This is a genomic window from Marispirochaeta aestuarii, from assembly GCF_002087085.1.
GTDB classification, from domain to species: Bacteria; Spirochaetota; Spirochaetia; order JC444; family Marispirochaetaceae; genus Marispirochaeta; species Marispirochaeta aestuarii.
Genome location: NZ_MWQY01000006.1, coordinates 78,505 through 98,288, shown reverse-complemented (window position 1 = coordinate 98,288; position 19,784 = coordinate 78,505). Strand labels below are relative to the sequence as shown.

The 19,784-nt window shown below is 54.7% G+C and carries 17 protein-coding genes; 5 read left to right on the top strand and 12 right to left on the bottom strand.

Annotated features, from left to right (window positions below; translation table 11 throughout):
* Window positions 1-3: 3 nt before the first annotated feature.
* The 12 genes from B4O97_RS06665 to B4O97_RS06610 all read right to left on the bottom strand — a co-directional run bounded on the left by B4O97_RS06665 (window position 4) and on the right by B4O97_RS06610 (window position 11,761).
* Window positions 4-615 carry a DUF1007 family protein gene (locus tag B4O97_RS06665; protein ID WP_143305576.1) on the bottom strand — a complete coding sequence of 204 codons (612 nt, stop codon included), beginning with the start codon at window positions 613-615 and terminating at the stop codon, window positions 4-6.
* 43 nt (window positions 616-658) lie between these two features.
* Complete coding sequence (locus B4O97_RS06660) at window positions 659-1,393, bottom strand: metal-dependent transcriptional regulator (protein WP_083049408.1); 735 nt, start codon at window positions 1,391-1,393, stop codon at window positions 659-661.
* A 112-nt stretch (window positions 1,394-1,505) separates the two neighbouring features.
* Window positions 1,506-3,818, bottom strand: a complete 2,313-nt coding sequence (gene feoB, locus B4O97_RS06655) for a Fe(2+) transporter permease subunit FeoB (RefSeq protein ID WP_083049407.1) — start codon at window positions 3,816-3,818, stop codon at window positions 1,506-1,508.
* A complete protein-coding gene (locus B4O97_RS06650) occupies window positions 3,815-4,063 on the bottom strand; it encodes a FeoA family protein (protein ID WP_198947027.1) in 249 nt (82 codons plus the stop codon). Before B4O97_RS06650 ends, feoB begins: the two co-directional genes overlap by 4 nt.
* A complete protein-coding gene (locus B4O97_RS06645) occupies window positions 4,056-4,325 on the bottom strand; it encodes a FeoA family protein (RefSeq protein ID WP_083049405.1) in 270 nt (89 codons plus the stop codon). The genes B4O97_RS06650 and B4O97_RS06645 overlap by 8 nt, the downstream gene beginning before the upstream one ends.
* Before the next feature lie 103 nt (window positions 4,326-4,428).
* Entirely contained in the window at window positions 4,429-5,664 is a 1,236-nt protein-coding gene (locus tag B4O97_RS06640) for an FprA family A-type flavoprotein (protein ID WP_083049404.1), read from the bottom strand.
* Window positions 5,665-5,843: 179 nt separating this feature from the next.
* Window positions 5,844-6,836, bottom strand: coding sequence for an ABC transporter permease (locus tag B4O97_RS06635; protein ID WP_198947026.1), 993 nt, complete (start codon window positions 6,834-6,836; stop codon window positions 5,844-5,846).
* Between the two features lie 17 nt (window positions 6,837-6,853).
* Entirely contained in the window at window positions 6,854-7,732 is an 879-nt protein-coding gene (locus B4O97_RS06630) for an ABC transporter ATP-binding protein (protein WP_096348850.1), read from the bottom strand.
* 89 nt (window positions 7,733-7,821) lie between these two features.
* Window positions 7,822-8,844 (bottom strand): zinc-dependent alcohol dehydrogenase, encoded by a 1,023-nt coding sequence (locus tag B4O97_RS06625; RefSeq protein WP_083049400.1) that lies wholly within the window; start codon window positions 8,842-8,844, stop codon window positions 7,822-7,824.
* A 21-nt stretch (window positions 8,845-8,865) separates the two neighbouring features.
* A complete protein-coding gene (locus B4O97_RS06620; protein ID WP_083049399.1) occupies window positions 8,866-10,140 on the bottom strand; it encodes a TRAP transporter large permease in 1,275 nt (424 codons plus the stop codon).
* Window positions 10,134-10,679 (bottom strand): TRAP transporter small permease, encoded by a 546-nt coding sequence (locus B4O97_RS06615; protein WP_083049397.1) that lies wholly within the window; start codon window positions 10,677-10,679, stop codon window positions 10,134-10,136. Before B4O97_RS06615 ends, B4O97_RS06620 begins: the two co-directional genes overlap by 7 nt.
* Before the next feature lie 92 nt (window positions 10,680-10,771).
* A complete protein-coding gene (locus B4O97_RS06610) occupies window positions 10,772-11,761 on the bottom strand; it encodes a sialic acid TRAP transporter substrate-binding protein SiaP (protein ID WP_083049396.1) in 990 nt (329 codons plus the stop codon).
* A gap of 343 nt (window positions 11,762-12,104) precedes the next feature.
* On the opposite strand from B4O97_RS06610, the gene B4O97_RS06605 reads away from it, so the two are divergent.
* The 5 genes from B4O97_RS06605 (at window position 12,105) to B4O97_RS06585 (ending at window position 19,769) form a co-directional block, all read left to right on the top strand.
* Entirely contained in the window at window positions 12,105-14,309 is a 2,205-nt protein-coding gene (locus B4O97_RS06605) for a helix-turn-helix domain-containing protein (protein WP_083049394.1), read from the top strand.
* Window positions 14,306-15,124 carry a type 2 periplasmic-binding domain-containing protein gene (locus tag B4O97_RS06600; protein WP_083049393.1) on the top strand — a complete coding sequence of 273 codons (819 nt, stop codon included), beginning with the start codon at window positions 14,306-14,308 and terminating at the stop codon, window positions 15,122-15,124. Before B4O97_RS06605 ends, B4O97_RS06600 begins: the two co-directional genes overlap by 4 nt.
* Before the next feature lie 46 nt (window positions 15,125-15,170).
* On the top strand, window positions 15,171-16,988 hold the full coding sequence (locus B4O97_RS06595) for a sensor histidine kinase (protein WP_158084192.1): 1,818 nt from the start codon (window positions 15,171-15,173) through the stop codon (window positions 16,986-16,988).
* Window positions 16,985-18,598: a response regulator gene (locus B4O97_RS06590; RefSeq protein ID WP_083049390.1), complete on the top strand. Its 1,614-nt coding sequence runs from the start codon at window positions 16,985-16,987 to the stop codon at window positions 18,596-18,598. Before B4O97_RS06595 ends, B4O97_RS06590 begins: the two co-directional genes overlap by 4 nt.
* 109 nt (window positions 18,599-18,707) lie before the next feature.
* Window positions 18,708-19,769 carry an ABC transporter substrate-binding protein gene (locus B4O97_RS06585; protein ID WP_083049388.1) on the top strand — a complete coding sequence of 354 codons (1,062 nt, stop codon included), beginning with the start codon at window positions 18,708-18,710 and terminating at the stop codon, window positions 19,767-19,769.
* Window positions 19,770-19,784 lie beyond the last annotated feature (15 nt).

Sequence of the window (19,784 nt, the reverse complement as noted above, 5' to 3'; positions counted from 1 at the left end):
ATTCTATCTCAGAGAGACCTGGAGCTGCTGGGGAAAGGCGGTACCCGAATACTCTTTGCCCTCCCTGGAGACTGAGACCGGTCCGCCGTAATTAATGCTCCTGTCCCTGTTCTCGACTATCTCCCAGCCTGCCGGCCTGGTGCCCTGAAACTCAACCGGGGCCTCTTCGTGAAAGAGAATGTCGCAGAAATAGGTTTCATCATAAATGGCTATGGCGAATTTCTTCTCCTTAAGCTCCAGGTCAAAGGGAATGGAGAAACGGTAGACAAGCTGCCGGTTTTCCACGAAGACCCTGAAGTTCTCTATTCGCCGGGGTACATGGGTCGTTCCGTTCAGCTCGAGGAAGGTGAAATAGTCGTAGTTTTCAAGATTGGAAAATGCATATTCCTGTACCTCCCTGGTCTCTTCAGGAGTGAATACGCCGTTACGGTCGCCGTCGAAGTCTCCGACAATTGATGCGGTAAACATGGGGTCAAAGTACCATGTAATCTCGACCTGTCTGAGGCTGTTCCCCTCAATGCCGATTTTCAGGCGGGTATCGATAAACATGTGCGGATGGGCCGTGAGTATGCTCGGCAGGCACAGGAGAGCAATAAGCAGAAATCGTCGGATCATACCCGGGAATTTCACAGGTTATGTCGAAATGGTCAAGACCTGATCAGTCCTGAAGCGCCCTGTACCTGAGATGTACGGCATATCCTTGAGGGATTGTAATGGTTCTGCCCTCACAGCAGCCCAGCAGAACATTGTCTCCGGCTTTCTTCAAAATCTCAAGTTCCCGCCCTGGGCGCAGCTGATTTTCATTGCAGAAATGGAGGAGTCCTTCGACGGCTTCCCCCTCTTCGGTGATGCGCAACAGAACAGTCCTGCAACCTTCACGGGCCTCACTCAACCTCGGTGCATCCAGAAGCTCCTTCTCCCTGGGGCTGCCGGGAAAGGGATTCCCGTGAGGGCATGTGTCGGGACGCCCAAAGGTCTCGAAAAGATGAGCGGCGAACTCTTCCGATATGGCAGCCTGGAGCCTGAGGGCCTCATCGTCGGCCTTGTCCCAGGGGTAGTCCAGGCGCAGGATCAGGAGATGCTCTATCAGATAGTGCCGCTTCAGTATGCGGGTCGCATAGATCCTGCCCTCCGGGGTAAGCCGGATGGTTCCGTAGGAGTCCTGGTCCGCGAGGTGGTGGCGCTTCAGCCGGCCGACAGCCTGGCTGACCGCCGGTTTTGAGACTCCCAGGCGGGCGGCGAGTTTACTGTTTGCAACCTTTCCGTATTCCCTGTCGATCAGGAAGATTGTTGTCAGATAATCCAGGGCTGCGGGAAAGCGCTTATGCAACTCCTGCAGCGCGAGGTCTCCGGTGTTCTTCATGTCTGGTTCAGATAATACCGCAATATCCATCTTTGTTCCATCTAAGGGCAGTTTTTAGAGCTGCCTTAAAAAAATGAATCGCCCCGCCCTGTGTTTGAAGGCGTGGCGATATTCTTGAGTATTTCTGATTCCAGGGCTACTGTCAGCCGGGATAGCGTAGCCGTTCCCGTCCGCGTCCCATAAGGGTGAAACTGACAAAGATGCCAGCCAGAAGAAGCAGAGCCACCGTAATCCAGAGCAGGGAGCCTCCTTCGAGGATCTGGAAAACCAGGGTCGAGATAATCCATGCCAGGAGAGTCAGGTAGGTGACCAGCACCGTACCGTAGCCCTTTCCTGTCTCCTGAACCGCAGCACCCAGGGCCGCCACGCAGGGGAAGTAGATGAGAATGAAGAGCAGGAAGGCATAGGCGCTGACGGGGCTGAAATTGTCCCGTAAGCCGGTGAATACACTGTCATCGGTTTCCAGTTCCTCTGCCAGAGAATCGGCATCCGAGGAGATGAGCCCCAGACCGAGGGGATCAAGCAGCCCATCCAGGACCCCGGACAGGTTCTCACCGATGCTGGCCAGGGACTCGACAGTAAGGGCAGCCAGACTCCAGGGTTCTTCGTCTTCTGCAGGTTCTTCACCTCCGAAGCTTTCCTGGGAGTAGAGGGCGTTCAGGGTCCCCACAACAGCCTCCTTGGCAAAGAGCCCTGTAAAAAGGCTGACCGTAGCCGGCCAGTTCTCCTGCACAATTCCCATGGGAGTGAATACGGGGGTTATGCTTTTTCCTATGACAGAGAGTACCGACTCCTCCGAGTCCTCGTTGCCGAAGGTCCCGTCGGTTCCCCAGGAATTCAGTACCGAAAGAAGAAGAACCACCAGGATTATTACCTTTCCGGCCCTGAACATGTAGATCTTCAGCCGTCTCCACGCACTGTTCATGATGTGTCCCATTCTGGGGCTGTGATAGGCGGGAAGCTCCATAACAAAGGGTGTATGCTTTCCCTTGAAGAGGGTGTGTTTGAGAAGCAGCCCCGTAAGGACCGCCAGAAGTACCCCCGCCAGGTAGATGGAGAATACCACTCCCCCGGCAAGGTTCCCGAAGAAGGCCGCGGTAAAGAGGGCATAGACAGGAAGCCGTGCGCCGCAGGACATGAAGGGAGTCATAAAGATGGCCATAAAACGGTCACGTTTCGACTCCAGGGTCCGGGTGGCCATGATCGCAGGGACGGTACAGCCGAAACCCACCAGCATGGGGACAAAGGCCTTGCCGGGAAGTCCGATCGCCCGCATGGCCTTGTCCATAACGAAGGCGGCCCGGGCCATGTATCCCGAATCCTCCAGAAGCGCGAGCATGAGGAACATGGTAAAGATGATGGGAATAAAGGTGGATACGGTCTGAATTCCGCCCCCGATACCTCCGGCGATTATGGCTGTCAGCCATTCGGGGCTCCCCAGGCCTGCCATCAGGGTCCCCAGGCCGTCTACAAAGATTCCGCCGAAAAGGATGTCAAAGAAATCGATGAATGATCCCCCCACGGCCATGGTAAACCAGAAAACCAGGTACATGACCCCCAGAAAGATCGGGATTCCGAGAAAGCGGTGCAGCAGGATGGCATCCAGTCCTCCCCTGGAGGCTCTCTTTGTTCCCTCCTCCTTCCTGCTTGTCGCTGTATTGCACAGGGAGTTTATCCAGGAGTAGCGGTTGTCGGCAATGAGCATATCCACGGTAGTCCCCGCCAGATCACCGATGGATGAAAGGGCCTTTTCAATCTCCTCTTCTCCGAGGAGGGGACCAAAATGTTCCGTTATGAAGGGGTCTTCCTCAAGCAGGGACAGTGCAATGAATCTGTCGGTGACTCCCAGTTCCGAGGCCGGACCGGAGAGTTTCTTCGACCAGCTTCCAATGGTGCTTTCGATTTCCGGGCTGTATTTAATCCGGGTCTTCGGAGCCGGGATACCGCTGCTCAGTGTTCTGTCCAGTTCGTTCCTGAAATTCTTCAGGCTTTCAGGCTGTATGGCGGAAAGGGGAAGCACCGGACAGCCGAGTTCATCAGAGAGCGCCTTGAGGTCGATGCGTATTCCCTTCTTTTTCGCCGCGTCCATCATGTTCAGGGCCACCACGGTGGGTATGCCGCTCTCCAGAATTGTGGATGTGAGAAAGAGGTTGCGTTCCAGGTTGGCGGCATCGACAATGCTGATTACCAGATCCACGCTGCCGCTTATGATAAAGTCCCGGGCAACCCTTTCGTCCTCGGATTCGGCGGAGAGGGAGTAGATCCCCGGAAGGTCCACAACGGCTGTTTCAGCAGAGCTTCCTTTAAGGCGTCCTTCCCGACGCTCCACGGTAACACCGGGCCAGTTTCCCACCTTGGCACTGGATCCGGTAAGGGCGTTGAAGATCGTTGTTTTTCCGCAGTTGGGGTTTCCCGCAAGGGCGATGGTCTTCATGCGTGTAAGTGTGGCGCTCATGCATCACCCCTCAATTCCAGTACCGCCGCTTCGGTTTTTCTCAGGCTCAAGGAGTAGCCCCGTACGGAGATCTCCACGGGATCCCCCAGGGGGGCCGTCTTGAGCAGGGTTATCCTGGTGCCTGCGGTCAGCCCGAAGGAGAGAAGCTTTCTGCGGTAGTCCCGGCCTCCCGCCAGGTAACCGGTAATTACCGCAGTCTCGCCGGGGCGCATCTGCGCCAGATGCAGGGTCCGGTCTTTATTCATTGTATGGTTCCTCCGTTACAAAGATATGACGGACCATCTCCGCTCCGATCATCACACGCTGAGGTCCCACCTGAAGGAGCCTGGGACCCGCTCCGTGTCCGCCGACAACGGTGAGTATCGCTCCCGGGCGGATTCCCAGGGATACCATGCGGGCCCTGAAACTCCGCCCTTTTCCCAGGGCGCTGACCCGGCAGCTGCGGCCGGTCCGGAGATCTGCGGGGGTCCGCAGGGTCATCATCGTATTGCCATCGGAATGTCTCATGGGTATGGTCCTCCGAAATAAGTTAGATTTACCTAACTATACCGGAGGAGTGAGTTAATGTCAATTAACTTTCGTGAATTCCGGGAACAGCAATCCCCGGTAGCTAAACCGGGGATGCAGCGGCGATCTTTTTTACCTCCCGTGCAAGTTCCCGGCAGCGGGAGCGGATCTCTGTCAGATGATCTTCATCGGGGCTGCCTTTGAACTCCAGGGGTTCGAGGAACTCCCATTTCATCTTCAAGCGTTCCATAATCTCGTCCAGCTCTTTCTGGGCGCCTCCGGACCAGCCGTAGGAACCGAAGCGGAAGGCTTTGCGGTTCTGAACCCTCTTTTTCCCCAGCTCGTCCAGGACAGCCGCCATGGGGGGGAACATCTTGTACTCGTAGGTGGGCATTGCCAGGACCACCCCGGTGGATGTCCATACCGAGGCCAGAATGTCGCCCCAGGAGGACTCGGGAACCCGGTGTACATGGACTTTGACTCCCTCCGCTTCCATGGCTTCAACGGCGGGGCCCACGGCCTTTTCCGTCATCCCGTACATGGATCCCCAGATCAGGGTTACCTCATCCCTGGCAGGTCCTTTCTGATATTCCGCGTACCGGCGGTAATCATTGATTATCTTGTGGGGGTCCCTGCGCCATACGATTCCATGGCCGGGGGCCACGATCCTGATGGGAAGGGTTCCGCACTTTTCAATCGCTTTTTTTACCGGTGTGGAAAAGGCCGCGACAATGTTCGCATAGTACCGTACCGCTTCGGCCTCGAAGAACTCGATCTGTTCAGCGGAGAGCTGGTCGTCATAGGGAGCGTCGCTGATCGCCCCGAAGGAGCCGAAGGCGTCGCAGGAGAAGAGGGTCCCGGAGAGGGTGTCGAAGGTCGCGATGGTTTCCGGCCAGTGAACGTTGGGAATCTCCGCGAAGGCCAGGACCCGCCCTGCGCCCAGGTCAAGGGAGTCGCCGTCTCCCACCTCGATTACCCTGTTGTGTATTCCATAGAAGGATTCCAGCATGGGAACGGCTTTTTTGCTGGTGACTATGGTAAAATCCGGCCGGATCTTCCGGAAGTCCTCCAGCCAGCCCGAATGGTCGGGTTCCATGTGATTGATCACCACGTAATCGATGGAGTTCACATCGATACCGGCCTGCTCGAACTGGCTGAAGAGTGTCTGGGGAACCCCGTCCCAGCCGCATACACCGTCGATGATGGCTGTCTTTTCCCCCTGAACAATGTAGGAGTTCATGGAAACCCCGTTGGGGATCGGCCAGAGACCTTCAAAAAGTATATCCTCCGCGTTTGCGGAAAGTCTGTAAATTCCGTCGGCTGCAGATGTAATATTCATAGTACTCCTCGCGTCGTATTAATTTGACTAATTATGTAATAAATAAGAAATTCCCGGCGGAAAATCAATTCATATCGAGGAAGAATATCAGTAATTCCGGATATTGATCGCAGAAGATCGCGTGGACAGAATTACCTCTGTCGCGAGGTTTGCCCCGGGATTTCTCTATCAGGCCGCTGCTATTCCCATTTGAAACTGAGAGCGCTTATGCCCAGAAAAAGGGCGGAGAGAAGCGCAAGGATCATGAGGTTCGGGGCTACCTGCACAAGGCCGGCACCGTCAAGCATGATTGCCCGGGCCGCCTCGATGTAGTGGGTCAGGGGAAAGGCCCGGGCGATCCACTGCAGAACCTGGGGAGTCCCTTCCATGGAGAAGAATACCCCGGAAAAAACCATCATTGGCCAGGTCGCCAGGTTCATAAGTCCGTCTGCAAGCTCCTCGCTCTTGAGACGGGAAGCGAAAATCAGGCCGAAGCTGATCATGCACAGGGTAGCCAGGGCGGTTACCAGTAAAAGATCAAGGTATGATCCGAGCATGATAAAGTCCAGGATAAGGTTGCTGCCCGCGTATACTATGGCTGCGGTTATAAGCACGATGTAGAGCCTGGAAAAAAGCTGGGCCAGGATGAACTGGATGGCCCGTACCGGCGTCGCCTTGAGCCGTTTGAGCACACCGTTCTTGCGGTAGCGCACGATTACCCATCCCACCCCGAAGATACATGAGAACATCATGTTCATGCCGATTATTCCCGGGACGAGCCAGTCCACGTATCGGATAGCTTTGCCGCTGACCTCCCTTCGCTCCAGGGGGGAACCGGGACTTGCGAGAAGCAGTTTCTCCGCGGCCTTCCCCTTGGGGGATTCCCTGTTCACCAGGTAGGTTCCGGAGTCGAAGTCGATGAGCAGGTCGATCTGGTGGTGCCGCAGTTTTTCCGCCGCCTTGTCCGCCTCGTCGTAGGGAACGAACTCGACATACTCCTCCTGCATGAAGGGTTCAGCCTTCGGGGCATTTCCCAGGACTCCGGCTTTAAAAAGGTATTCGGTTCCGCCGGAAAAGGCGAAGGCGAAGCCGAAGACAAGAAAGAGGGGAAAAACCAGGTTCCAGAAGAGGGTTGCCCGGTCCCGAAGAAATTCCATATTCCGTGCGTGCAGCAGGGCAAGAAATTTTCGCATATTCAGTTTCCTTATTGTCAGCTCCGAAGGGAGGATCCCGTCAGCTTGAGAAAGAGGTCCTCCAGGTCGGGGGCGTGAATGGAGAGCCCTTCAAGGTGTACCCCCGCGTGGATCAGCTCATGAAGGGTCTTGTCAACATCTTGGGAGTGAATCTCGATGTGATTGTTAATCCGCCGAACGTTCTCGGGAAAGGGGAGCGGCTGGGATTCCTCCCAGGGAAGCCGCACCAGAACGCCCTCAAAATGGGCGGAGAGCAGATTCTCCGGCGAGTTGCGGGCAATGATATGCCCATGGTCCATTATGGCGATATCGTCGCAGAGTTCCTGAGCTTCGTCCATATAGTGGGTGGTCAGGATTATCGTCTTTCCCTCCGCCCTGATCTTCTCGATGAGGGACCAGAAGTTACGCCGTGCCTGAGGGTCAAGGCCCGTCGTGGGTTCATCCAGGAAAACCAGTTCCGGATCGTTGACAAGGGCCAGAGCCAGAAGCAGACGCTGCCGCTGACCGCCGGAGAGTTTGCGGTTGTCCTGCTTGAGTATGTCCCGGAGGCTGCAGATCTCGATAACCTCCTCCAGGTCCCGGTGCCTGATGTAGAGAGCAGAGAATAGCTTCAGGGTCTCCTCGACGGTGATGAACTCCTGCAGGGCGGTGTGCTGAAACTGGATTCCCACCCGCTCGTGAAAATTGGCCCCGATAGCCTGGTCCCGGAACAGTATAGTCCCCTCCGTGGGGGCGAGGATTCCTTCCATCATCTCGATTGTAGTGGTCTTGCCCGCGCCGTTGGGGCCGAGAAGTCCGAAGCATATGCCCTCTTCAATAGCGAAGGAGACATGATCCACCGCGGTCAGAGAGCCGTAGTTTTTCGTGAGCCCTTCAACCCTGATTATACTGCTCATAAAGAGAATATAGCGAGCTGGGAGACCCGGGGCAAGAAAAAGCCCTCCCCGGTGCTTCGGGGAGGGCTGCAATCGGAAGGATGGGCGGGCTATTCCCCGAAGGTCATCATTACCTTGTTTACATCCAGCCGGTTGGCATCGATGTATTCGTAGGCCTCTTTCAGCTTGCTGATATCAAAATACTCGGAGATGATTCCCTCCGTTGTTACTTTTCCCTGGCTGACCAGGTCCACGGCGGTAAAGAAATCCTCCTTGATGTACATCATTACTCCCAGAACGTCTATCTGCTGGCGCTGGATCAGGGGTATCTCCACCTCCACCGGAACCTTGAAGTTCGCCACAATGACGATTTTCGATGCAGGCCGGGCGCTTTTGATCGCGGAGGTCAGGCTTGCCGGGGCGCCGGCGCAGTCGATGATTATGTCCGCCCCGGCGGGTCCGAACACATCGGCGATGCAGGTCTTGAGATCCCTGTTTTCCGTGTTGATGGTGTTCTTTATTCCCATGGAAGCGGCGAGATCGAGCTTTTTCTGATTGATGTCTGTTACCATGACCTGTGCGCCCTTTGCCTGGGCGACCTGGGCGGTAAAATTGCCGATGGGTCCTGCTCCGAGAATGCAGATATTCCTGTCCTTGACATCGCCGCATCTCCGGACGGCCCCCACGCCTACGGTAATTGGCTCTATCAGTGCGCCGTCGTCAAAAGAGCAGCCCTCGGGCAGGGGTATGATCTTTTCTGCCGGGACTGCAAAGTACTCCTGGCCCAGTCCGTCGGTGTGTACACCGTAGACCCTCAGGTTCTGGCAGACGTTGGGATGCCCGGACTTACAGGGCTGGCAGACCCCGCAGAAAATCTGGGGCTGCACGGTAACGGCCTGTCCGACTTTGAGCCCGGATACCTTGTCGCCGATCTTCTCCAGGGTACCCGCGGCTTCGTGTCCCTGGACCACGGGGAAGGTCATGTACTTGTGCTGTCCGTGATAGACCTGGATATCCGACCCGCAGATACCGAAGCGCTTGACCTTTATCAGCACCTCCTCCGGACCGATTTCCGGTACCGGAACGTCCCGGTATTCGACGGTATATGCTTCTGGCAGTCGTGTTTGTAACATCAGTAATCTCCTCTCTTTCGTTTAGCCCTGACCGTAAATCAGATTCGGCAGGAACAGAACGATCTGCGGAATATAGGTAACGAAAAGTAGAACTATCCCTATAACTATAACATAAGGTAATACGGTTTTCGAAAGTCTTTCAATGGGAACTTTGGAGACACTGGATAAGACATACAGAACCAGTCCCAGGGGTGGTGTCATCAGGCCGATCATAAGGTTTAGAATCATGATGATACCGAAGTGTACCGGATCTACTCCGAGGGAGACAAAGATGGGCAGGAGTATGGGGACCAGGATCATCTGCGCCGGGGTCGTCTCCATGAAGCAGCCGACAATCAGGAGGAATAGGTTAAGCAGAATAAGGGCCACGTATTTATTGCTCACGAGCCCCATAAAGGTAAGGGCAAAGTTCTGGGGAAACTGGGATATGGTCAGCACCCAGGCAAAGAGGCTGGCGGAGGCGATAATAAAGAGGATTCCGATGGTCGTGTTGAGGGTCTCCACAAGGAAGCGCGGCAGGTCCCTGAGGCTTATTGCCTTATAGGCGAAACCGAGGATCAGGGCATAAAATACTGCTATTATTGCTGCTTCCGTGGGGGTGAATACTCCCCCGATTATCCCCCCCATGATGATTACCGGGGTAAGGAGGGGGAAAAAGGAGACCTTGAAAGCCCGGGCGATCTCACCGATGCCGGCACGTTTGCGTTTCAGATGATCGTAGCCGCGGCACTGAAAATAGATCAGAACGGACATGGCTGCGGCCATCAGGAACCCGGGAATAATCCCCGCCACGAAGAGTCGTCCGATGGATACCCCCGAAGCGACGCCGAAGACGACTGCGGGAATACTGGGAGGAATAATCGGTCCGATAATGGAGGAGCCTCCGGTTACCGCCAGGCTGAAGTCTTCACTGTAGCCGGATTCCCGCATGGCCTGAAGTTCGATTGCACCCAGGCCTCCCACATCGGCTGCTGCTGAACCTGACATGCCGGAAAAGATGATGGAGGCCAGTACGTTCGCATGCCCCAGGCCTCCGGTCAGGTGTCCCACCAGGTGTTCCGCAAAGGAAAAGATTCGCTTTGTGATCCCTCCGGAGTTCATGATTGCCCCGGCGAGAACAAAAAAGGCGATGGCCAGAAGGGGAAACGAATCCGGGCCGGCAACGAGTTTCGCAGCGGCCATCTGGATGGGAAGATCGTAAATCAGCATGTAAATTATGGAACTGGAAAAAAGACAGAAAGCTATGGGTACTCCCGCGATGAGGAGAAGGAAAAAGATTCCGAAGAGAATCAGCATTGGTCCTGACCTCCCTGGACAATGGTTGCAGGCGTCTCTTCCAGGGCGGGGACATCCTCAGGATGCCCGCTGAATACAAGGTGGACGGACTGAAGGGTCTGCACCAGAAAATAGAGGAATGCCACGAAAAAACCGATGAAAGATGGAATGTACACCAGGCCCATATTGACCTCCATGGCGGAGGAAACGATTGTCGCCTGGTCCTGTATAAAAATGACGGAACCGGGAAGGTAGACGCCGATGGTGGCAAGGATGACAAGATCCGAGAAAACACGGACGAGACCCTTTATTTTTCCCGGCATACGGTCGTAAAAAAAGGTGACCCGGATGTGGGCATTCTGACGCAGTCCAAAGTGGATGCCGAAAAGGGCAATCCATACGTGAAGGTATCGGGCGGCCTCTTCGCTCCATACAAGGGGCGTCTGAAAGACATATCTGGTTACAACCTGCGCAAAGAGCACTATTCCCATTACTCCCAGGCAGCTTATCAGAAATATGGTTTCCAAGGAGGCCAGATATCCCCTGGTTTTGTTAAACATACAATCTCCCTGTAAGGCGGCATAAACGGCCGGTGGCCGTCCCCTCCGGGAGGACGGCTGCCTGCCGCATGTAATATTCTACCGCTTTTCTGTTACTGAATGGCTCTGAGCTTTTCCAGCAGTCCTTCGCCCCATTTTGATTCATACTCATCGTAGATAAACTGGGCAGCGGAAACAAAGGCTTCCTTGTCCGGTTCAACAATGGTCATTCCCTTGTCCTCAAGGCCCTTGAGCAGAACGTCCTCGTCAGCGAAGGATTGTTCGATCCACCAGCCGGAAACTTCCTTTCCCGCTTCGGCGATTGCTGCCTGAAGCTCCTGGGGCAGCTTGGACAGGGTCCGGGTGCTGCCGAAGATGTGGTTTCCGTAGATGATGTGGCCTGTCTTTACCAGGTATTTCTGGACTTCGTAGAACTTCATGGAGGTAATGGCTGCCGCCGGGTTCTCCTGACCGTCTGCGACGCCCTGCTGAAGGGCAAGGTAGACCTCGGAAAAGGCCATGGGAGTCGGGGTGGCACCCATAGCTTTCGTGGTCGCCACGAACATGGGCTGGTCGGGACAGCGGAGCTTGAGACCGTTCAGGTCGGCGGGTGTTTTGACCAGCGTATCGGTGGTTGTCACGTGACGGGTTCCGTAGTATCCGGGGGAGACCATCTGTATTCCAACCTCTTCCATGTCCGCCATGATGTCCCAGAAGATATCGCTCGTGTAAACCTGGGCCAGGTGTTCGCGGTCCCGGAATACAAAGGGCCCGTCGAAGATGCCGGATACCGGAAAACGCTTGGTTACCTCACCAAATCCGCAGAGGGCAAAATCCAGGGTACCCATGGCCACGGAATCGGTAATCTCCTTCTCGTTTCCGAGCTGGGCGGCGGGGAAAATTTCGATGTTCACTTTTCCGCCGGTCTTTTCCTTGACCAGTTCGGCAAACTTTACCGCAGTCTTGTGGTTCTGGTGGTCAGTTGGAAGAACATGAGAAAGCCGCAGGGTGTAGGAATCGGCTGCGCCTTCGGAAGAGCCCTCGGCAAAAATGCCTGTTGTGAGGACAGCAATGACAGTAAGTACAATAAGAGCACGTTTCATTACGAAACACCTCCGTTAAAGATGATGACGTCCTTTCTCGGGGAAGTCTGACTCTGATTTTAGGAGCCCGGAAAAGAAGCTGTAAACGGTCAGTTTTTTTAAAAATAAATTTGGTGCAACGGAGTAAAATATTGTTAACTATCCGCAGGAAATCACAAAAAATGACACTTAATGACAAGGTCTGTTTTTTCTGTATAATAGGGTTTTCTGTCGGACATCCTGAAAACTGCACTTTTTGCAGCACCCAGCGGTGTAGGGATTTCCCGTACCCCTGCCTGTAACAAAAATACAGGCCTTTACCGGTGTCCGATGATAATCACAAAGCACAGTGCAGGAATTATCGATGCTGATTGACTCATCTCTGTCTCATCCTTCCCGTTTTTCCAGGATTTTCATATCTGTCCTGTCTTTCGCGGTCATCCCGGTTCTCGTGTTGAACCTGATCTTCAATTATCTGACCTACCGGCATGCCCGGGAGAACTTCCTTCTGTCCGTGAATGATTCCCTTGTTTCCCATGCCCTGGGGGTGGACGAAAAAATCCGGGGACTGGAGAACCTCATCTCTGTCATCGGCCGTAATCCGGATGTCCTTTCCTTTGTAATTGATCCTTCCCTGGAGGACTACCAGCTGCATGCCCGTATAACAGACATCTTTGCATCCTTTGTCGGCTCCTATGATTTCATATCCTCGATTTATCTCTATTCCGCCGGGGAGGGAATCATCCTCGCTTCCAACAGCGGAGTTTCCCGGGTCAATGTGTTTTATGATACCTCCTGGATCGATCAGTTCAACAGTCATTTCCTTGGCCGGAACAGGCTGCCCACCCGGATGGTGACGGATTCAAACGGCAAGAACTCTTCGCTTATTACAATCTTGAGCAATCTGCCCGTGGGAACCTGGGATAAAACCGCAGGACTTGCAATCAATTTGAACACGGCTGTCCTCTTCTCAAATTTCAGCACCGGAGGCGGAACCCCTGCTTCCCTGCAGGTTATGAATGCGGACGGATACATCCTGGAACATCCGGAAGGGGAGCGAATCGGTAACTTCGTTGGTAACGAGGCTGTTTTCCGAACCGCAGCTTCCAGAGACAGGGGCTTCTTTGTTCATGAAAAGGAAAAAACCAGGCGTATTGTCTCTTTTTATACGGTCCCCCACACCCGCTGGGTTTTTACCTGTGAATCCGATGTGGATGAACTGATCGCTTTTGCCCGGGGAATGCTGATTGCGAATCTTATTATAATAATACTGACCCTTCTCCTTCTGCTGCTGATCGGTCTTCGGGTTTCCAGGCGGCTCTACTATCCCCTGGAACAGCTGGGGAATTCCTCGGCGATCCTGGAATACGCCAGACCGCTTATACAGGAGCATACCCTGTACCGGCTGGTATTCAACCGGGAAAGCGAAGAAGCGGATCTTCGGAATATGCTGCATCTCTGTGGATTATCCGTTCCGGAGGGAAGCCTCCGGGCCCTCGTTTTCCGGATCGACGGATATCAAAAACTCCGGCATTCCCGGGACCCGGTATCCCTGCGCCTTGTAAAGGATGCCATGCATAAACGGATCAGGGCGCAGTTCCGCCCGGAAGCCCTGTGGATGAGCGGACTGACGGAGGCAGACACCCTCTGTTGTCTTCTTAAGAATTGTGACGATGATTTCTGTCTTGATCGTGCCGGGGATATTGTGGCCCTGGTGCGCAGGGATTTTCCCTTTTCCGTGAGCTGCGGAATCGGCAGAAGCTGCGAGAGTCCGGGCATGCTGCACCTGTCGTACCGGCAGGCCCGCGGAGCGGCGGAGCAGAGATTTCTTTCCGGATACGCCTCGGTGCATCAGTATGACGATGCCCGGGGACTCGCGCAGAAGCTTTCACCTGCAATGGAAGCCGAACGGAATCTGATTGCCTGTGTCAAAGCCGGAAACAGCGGTGATCTGGAGTTTCTTCTGGACAGTCTGTTTCAGCAGTTTACACTGTGCCCCGGAATGGAGGCCGGCCTCTGCCGGCGGATCCTTGAGGAAAGCGTTTACTCTCTTATGGAGATTCGGGAAAAGCATATGCCCTTTTCCGGGGAGTCGTCACCGTCTGCACAAGCTTCCCTGTACAGGGAGTATCAGGAAAAAGAGACCCTGGCGGAGCTGCGTGAATGGCTCCTGTCTGTCTGCAGGGATACCGCCGCTTTGATTCAGGCGGAAAAGACGGACAGAACAGCCCCCAACGCACAGCGCATAGCCGATTATCTTGACCGGAACCTGGATAAACCGGAAGTATCTCTTATAGATATCGGTGACGCCGTGGGTTTGAGTCCGAGTTATGTAAGTCGTATCTTCAAGGAATACTTCGGGACAAACTATATTGACTACCTGAATCGCAGCCGTGTGGAGAGGGCCAGGGAATACCTGCGTGACCCGAATCTCCCGGTGGGCGAGGTGGCCCTCAGGACTGGTTTCTCCAGCCTTCAGACATTTATCCGGGTGTTTAAAAAGTATGAAAGGATCCCTCCCGGCAAATACAGGAAGCTCGAGGCTGCTAAAAGGGAGGTCCTGTCATGAAATCCGGCCTCCTTGTTCCCATACTGCTGGGTATCATGGTGATACTTCTGATATACAGCCTTGCCTTTCTGGTTTTTCTGCCCTATCTTCCTCTGCCCGGCGGAACCTCGATAGTGGAGGGAGGCCGGATTCATCGGGACCTTGGGGGAGACCAGGACTTCAGGGTAATCAAGGTTGCCCACGGACTCCCGCGTTATCATCCTCTGCACCAGAGTCTCAGTCAGGATTTTGCCGCTCCCCTGGAAACCGCCACACGTCTTCAACTGATTGTGGAACTCTACCCCGACGGCGGTCTCGGACCTGAGGATCAGCTTCTGAGAGGTCTCGAGAAAGGAACCCTGGAAATCTGTCTGATTCGCGGCGATGGGGAATTCCAAAAGAGTTTCACCCTGGCAACGACGGCAGGTCCCGCCAGGCATGTATGGAAAATCAAGGATCCCCTCCCGGAGAATTCCAATGTACTGGCTTTACGGGAGGACCGGGTTATACCCGCCCTTCAGGCAGGAATTGAAACTCTTGTTCTCTCCGAAACCGTGCTGCAGCGGGAAGCCCGGAACGGTCGTTTCGCCTATATCGATCTGGATATCTTTGAGTGGTATCACCAGGACTGGGACCGCTGGACGGAGGAGCTGCTTGTCCCGGAGTACCATATTCCCCGGTACCGATTAATGGTGAATACTGATTTTTATGAGTCCCTGGATCCTGCATACAGGCGCCTTTTGAGGGAGTATGCGGAAAACTTTGCCGCCGGGGCGAGTCCTGAAGTGGAGCGAAGCGAAGAGGAACTGCTTTCTCTTTACAGGCAGGGGGAGTAGTTTTTTTCAGAGTCACACCCTTCTCCTTCTATGCTATGATAAGCCTGTGAAGCGCGTATTCAGTGGTCTTTCCGGCTGGTACCGGGACCTGTCGATCAGCAAAAAGATCTATCTGCCCAATTTTCTCATTATAATCCTTCTGATCGGTGTTACCGTATATATGGCCAACAAGGTTGCCTCGGACATGCTGATCCAGAGAACCTCGGAAACAACAAAACAGAGCATGGATATCATTATCCAGAGCCTGAACGGTGTTCTTAACAGCATAGAGGAGGCCGGGGCCACGGTCTCCCACGATGAGACTGTTCAGGCTGTGCTGAGCAAGCTGCAGGATACAGACCCGGGAGAAAACACGGACCACTATTTTCTGGTGCGATCCGCCCTGCAGAAGATCACCTATCTGCGAAACGTTATCAACGGTCTGACCTTGTATACCAGCGAAGGGGTCCGGGTAGGGGTCGGAAGCGTCTCGGACGACAGCTTTTCCACTTCGCCGTTGCTGCCCCGGGAGATGGTGGACCTGATCACCCTGAACAGCGGCCGGAATATCTGGCTGGATCTGGGAAAACACGGTTACTCGGGGATGAACAAGGGGATTGTGGGACTCACCATGCTGCGCAGCATTGTCCGTGAAGAAAGCGGTGAAATCCTGGGCATACTCCAGATGAGCGTCAGCGATTCCATATTTTCCTCCCTGTACAGCCATCTGGACTACGGACGCACGGGACGCTTCATGGTGGTGGATAACAGCGGTTCCCTGATCTATCCGGAGATGAGGTTCCGGGGGCCCTTTGCGGACCTTCTGAACGATTCCTACCTGTCCTGGATCGGGGAGGGCTATCAGCAGGGCAGAATCCAGCGGACCGATGAGGGGGACCTCCTGGTACTGTCCCGGCGGATAGACAGGCTCAACTGGACCATCATCGGTATAGTCCCCCTGACGGAACTCCTGGCCTTCGGGCTGCGTTTTACCCGGCTGGTATACATCATCGGAGCCCTGGGGGTCGGTCTGGAGCTGGCCTTCGCTTTTCTGATCGCCCGGGGAATATCGAAGCCCATCGTCTCCCTGTCGGATTCCATGAGCGATGCCGCTTCCGGGGATCTTTCCATCCGGCTTGAGGAGGACCGGCGGGATGAGATAGGCGAACTGACCGGGGCCTTCAACCATATGCTCCGCAGAATGTCGGACCTCATGGACCGGGTCTATATTCATCACCAGCGGGAACGGGAACTGGAACTCATGGCCCTGCAGTCCCAGATCAATCCCCATTTTCTGTACAATACCCTGGAGAGTATCTCCTCCCTGACTCAGCTGGGACGCAACGATGATGCCTATAATCTGGCAAAATCGGTCTCCCTCTTTTACCGGGGCGTCCTGAGCAACGGCCGTCCGGTAATCTCCATCCGGGAAGAGGTTCAGACGATCCGGCATTACCTGATTATTCAGAAGACCCGCTACCAGGAGAAGCTCAATTTTGAGGTTGATGTGGATAACGAGATCCTTGATCAGAGGATTGTAAAACTCTCCCTGCAGCCCCTGGTGGAGAATTCGATATATCACGGGCTTAAAGCATCCCGCCGGGTGGGCTTTATTTCCGTCACCGGCATACGGGAGAAGGAATGTGTCCGCCTGCGGGTGGAAGACAACGGTGCGGGTATCAAAGCGGATCGAATCAGGGAGGTCCTCAGCCAGCGGGAACGGGAAGGGCTGGGCGGTTTCGGCCTCTCCAGTGTGGACCAGAGGCTCAAACAGTGTTTCGGCAATGACTTCGGGCTGTCCATCGAGAGCAGCTTTGGAGAGTGGACCAGGGTGACAATCACCGTGCCCTTTGAAAGCCGGGATCTTCAGGAGGATCCTGCATGATACCTGTGATGATTGTGGACGATGAGGCCCTGATCCGCAGTCTCATCCTGCGCTCCGTGGACTGGAACGAGCTTGGGTTCACCGTGGTTGCCCAGGCGGAGAACAGTGAAGAGGCCCTTCAGTTCGCCGAGGAGCATACTCCCCGTCTCGCGGTTGTGGACATCAATATTCCTTTTATTAATGGTCTTGACCTTGCGGACAGGCTGAAGACCCTGTATCCAAGGATGGTGATCATCATACTGACGGGCTATGAGGAGTTCAGCTACGCCCGACGGGCAATCCGCATCGGGGTCCTGAACTATCTGCTCAAGCCCATAGATCCGGAGGAACTCCGCAGTTCCCTGGAGACTGCCCGCAGGGTAATTGTGGAAGAGGAGCGATCCCTGTATCGACGGGGACAGCGGGATACCGGAGTTCAGCAGGAAGACCCCCGGGGTGACTTTCTGCGGGCCCTGCTGAACCGCTCGGGGCGTCTGAGTCCCGGGGACATTGCAAACGGGTTTCGGCTGTTTGGAATAGAGATAGATTCACGGAACATTCTGCCCGTAATTATTGAGACCAGGGGGGAGGTTCCCCTTACCCGGGAGATGCTCCAGCAGGTTCTTGATTCGTTTATCCGGAATACCTTCAAAGCCCTTGAACTGGTGTGTATGAAAAAGAATCGCTGGGTACTGCTCGGGAACCTGAATGCAGAACCAGAGAAGAAACCCGGGGAATCCGTCCTTCAGGCTGCCGGACACCTGCGCCGGAACATTTCCACGGAGCTCAGGTTCCGCTGTTCCCTGGGGATCGGGTCGGTGGCTTCTGTTCCTGAAGAGCTCGGGGAGGCCTACCTGCACGCCGGAAAAGCCCTGGGAGAGCGCTTTTACAGTGGTGAGGACAGGGTCTACGTCTGGCAGCCCGAAAAGGACGGGAATAAGGAGAGCAGCTCCTACCGGTCACCGGTGGACCGGAACTCCCTGATGGTTCTGCTGAGAAGCGGAAGTGAAGATGAAATAACAGAACTTATACATGAACTCTTCGAGGAGCTCCGACTTCAGCGTCCCCGCCGGCAATACTGCGAAATGGCGCTTATGGATGCCGTGTCGGTTATGATTGAGTTCCTGGATGAAAACTCCATCGGCCTTTCCAGCATGTTCAGGGACGGCTCCGATGCCCTTGCCGCGGTGCAGAGCATGGAGTCCCTGCCGCAGATGCAGGCCTGGCTTGAAAAGATCGTCTCCCAGATATTCCAGCGCATCCGGGGAAATGTCAGTTCCAGAACCCGGATGATCGTTCAGAAGGCGAAAGCCTATATCGAAGGAAACCATCGGGATGCCTCCCTCAGTCTGGATAAGATTGCCGATCATATCTCGGTTACCCCCAGTTATATAAGCGGTGTTTTCAAGAAGCAGCTCGGGGTTTCAATTATCAGCTACCTGACGGATTTCAGGATTCGGAAGGCCATGGAACTGATGGACAAGGACCCCCTTCTCAGCGTGGGCGAAGTCGCGGAAGCTGTGGGTTACGCGGATGCCTTTTACTTCAGCAGGGTGTTCCGAAAACAGGCTGGAATCTCTCCGTCCGCGTATTCCCGGGGAAACAGATCCCCGAAAAAGGGAAAACCTTAAAAAATTTCCAGTTATTCACAAATGTTTCCATTCTGCTATGGAAATTCACCTCGTACAATTTTACACAGGTAAACATGGCGTTTACCAAGACCAAACAGGAGGACAATGTATGAAACGAGTTATTGCTGTCGTACTGATTCTGTCGCTCTTCGCGATGGGCACCTTTGCGGAGGGTCAGAAGGAAGGAGCAGGCGAGAAAGGAGGTTACCGGATTGCCCTGAGCAACGATTATGCCGGAAACTCCTGGCGCCAGACCATGATCAAGGACTGGGAAACCGCCGCAAAGATCGCCATAGACAAGGGAATAGTGAAAGAAGCTCCGGTATTTACGACCAACGAAAGTTCCGCGGCGGAACAGGCCGCCCAGATCCAGAACCTGATTCTGGAAGGATATGACGCCATCGTACTGAACGCTGCGTCTCCCACGGCCCTGAACGGAGCGGTCCGGCAGGCCCTTGACGCGGGAATTGTGGTTGTATCCTTTGACAATGTTATAACCGAAGAACGGGCATGGCGCCTGGTTACCGACTTCCAGTACATGGGTGCGGCCCAGGTCGAGTTTATCGCTGATCGTATGGACAGCGCGGACATCCTCGAGATCCGGGGACTCGCCGGAACCTATGTAAACGACGCTATCCACGAAGGTGCCATGGAGGCACTGAAGAACTATCCGAAGCTCAAAATTATCGGAGAGGTTTACGGTAACTGGACCCAGTCCGTTGCCCAGCGGGAGGTCGCGGGTATTCTTCCTTCTCTGTCCAAGGTCGATGCGGTCATCACCCAGGGGGGAGACGGTTACGGAGCCGTTAAGGCCTTCGAAGCCGCGGGTAAAAAGATTCCCATGGTCATGATGGGCAACCGCTATGATGAAATGACCATCTGGAAAGAGATGAAAGAGGATAGCGGCTACGAGACCATCTCCATTAGTATCGCCCCCGGTGTGGCCACCATCGCCTTCTGGACCGCCGTTGAGGTTCTGAACGGTACGGATGTTCCCAAAGAGATCCTTCTGCCCCCCCTTACGGTAACCGAAGAGAGTCTGGATTTCCATCTTGAGAATACCGAGCCCGGCGGCGTCGCTTCCATAATCTATCCCCAGGAATGGGTACAGGAACTTATCAAGAACTGGAAGGCCGGAGACCCGCCTCCCGCCGATCCGCTTCCCATGTAATAAATACAGGGAGTG

Excerpts from the sequence above, each read along its gene's own strand:
- B4O97_RS06665 (WP_143305576.1), bottom strand. The coding sequence starts at position 615 with ATGATCCGACGATTTCTGCTTATTGCTCTCCTGTGCCTGCCGAGCATA.
- B4O97_RS06660 (WP_083049408.1), bottom strand. The coding sequence starts at position 1,393 with ATGGATATTGCGGTATTATCTGAACCAGACATGAAGAACACCGGAGAC.
- feoB (WP_083049407.1), bottom strand. The coding sequence starts at position 3,818 with ATGAGCGCCACACTTACACGCATGAAGACCATCGCCCTTGCGGGAAAC.
- B4O97_RS06650 (WP_198947027.1), bottom strand. The coding sequence starts at position 4,063 with ATGAATAAAGACCGGACCCTGCATCTGGCGCAGATGCGCCCCGGCGAG.
- B4O97_RS06645 (WP_083049405.1), bottom strand. The coding sequence starts at position 4,325 with ATGAGACATTCCGATGGCAATACGATGATGACCCTGCGGACCCCCGCA.
- B4O97_RS06640 (WP_083049404.1), bottom strand. The coding sequence starts at position 5,664 with ATGAATATTACATCTGCAGCCGACGGAATTTACAGACTTTCCGCAAAC.
- B4O97_RS06635 (WP_198947026.1), bottom strand. The coding sequence starts at position 6,836 with ATGCGAAAATTTCTTGCCCTGCTGCACGCACGGAATATGGAATTTCTT.
- B4O97_RS06630 (WP_096348850.1), bottom strand. The coding sequence starts at position 7,732 with ATGAGCAGTATAATCAGGGTTGAAGGGCTCACGAAAAACTACGGCTCT.
- B4O97_RS06625 (WP_083049400.1), bottom strand. The coding sequence starts at position 8,844 with ATGTTACAAACACGACTGCCAGAAGCATATACCGTCGAATACCGGGAC.
- B4O97_RS06620 (WP_083049399.1), bottom strand. The coding sequence starts at position 10,140 with ATGCTGATTCTCTTCGGAATCTTTTTCCTTCTCCTCATCGCGGGAGTA.
- B4O97_RS06615 (WP_083049397.1), bottom strand. The coding sequence starts at position 10,679 with ATGTTTAACAAAACCAGGGGATATCTGGCCTCCTTGGAAACCATATTT.
- B4O97_RS06610 (WP_083049396.1), bottom strand. The coding sequence starts at position 11,761 with ATGAAACGTGCTCTTATTGTACTTACTGTCATTGCTGTCCTCACAACA.
- B4O97_RS06605 (WP_083049394.1), top strand. The coding sequence starts at position 12,105 with ATGCTGATTGACTCATCTCTGTCTCATCCTTCCCGTTTTTCCAGGATT.
- B4O97_RS06600 (WP_083049393.1), top strand. The coding sequence starts at position 14,306 with ATGAAATCCGGCCTCCTTGTTCCCATACTGCTGGGTATCATGGTGATA.
- B4O97_RS06590 (WP_083049390.1), top strand. The coding sequence starts at position 16,985 with ATGATACCTGTGATGATTGTGGACGATGAGGCCCTGATCCGCAGTCTC.
- B4O97_RS06585 (WP_083049388.1), top strand. The coding sequence starts at position 18,708 with ATGAAACGAGTTATTGCTGTCGTACTGATTCTGTCGCTCTTCGCGATG.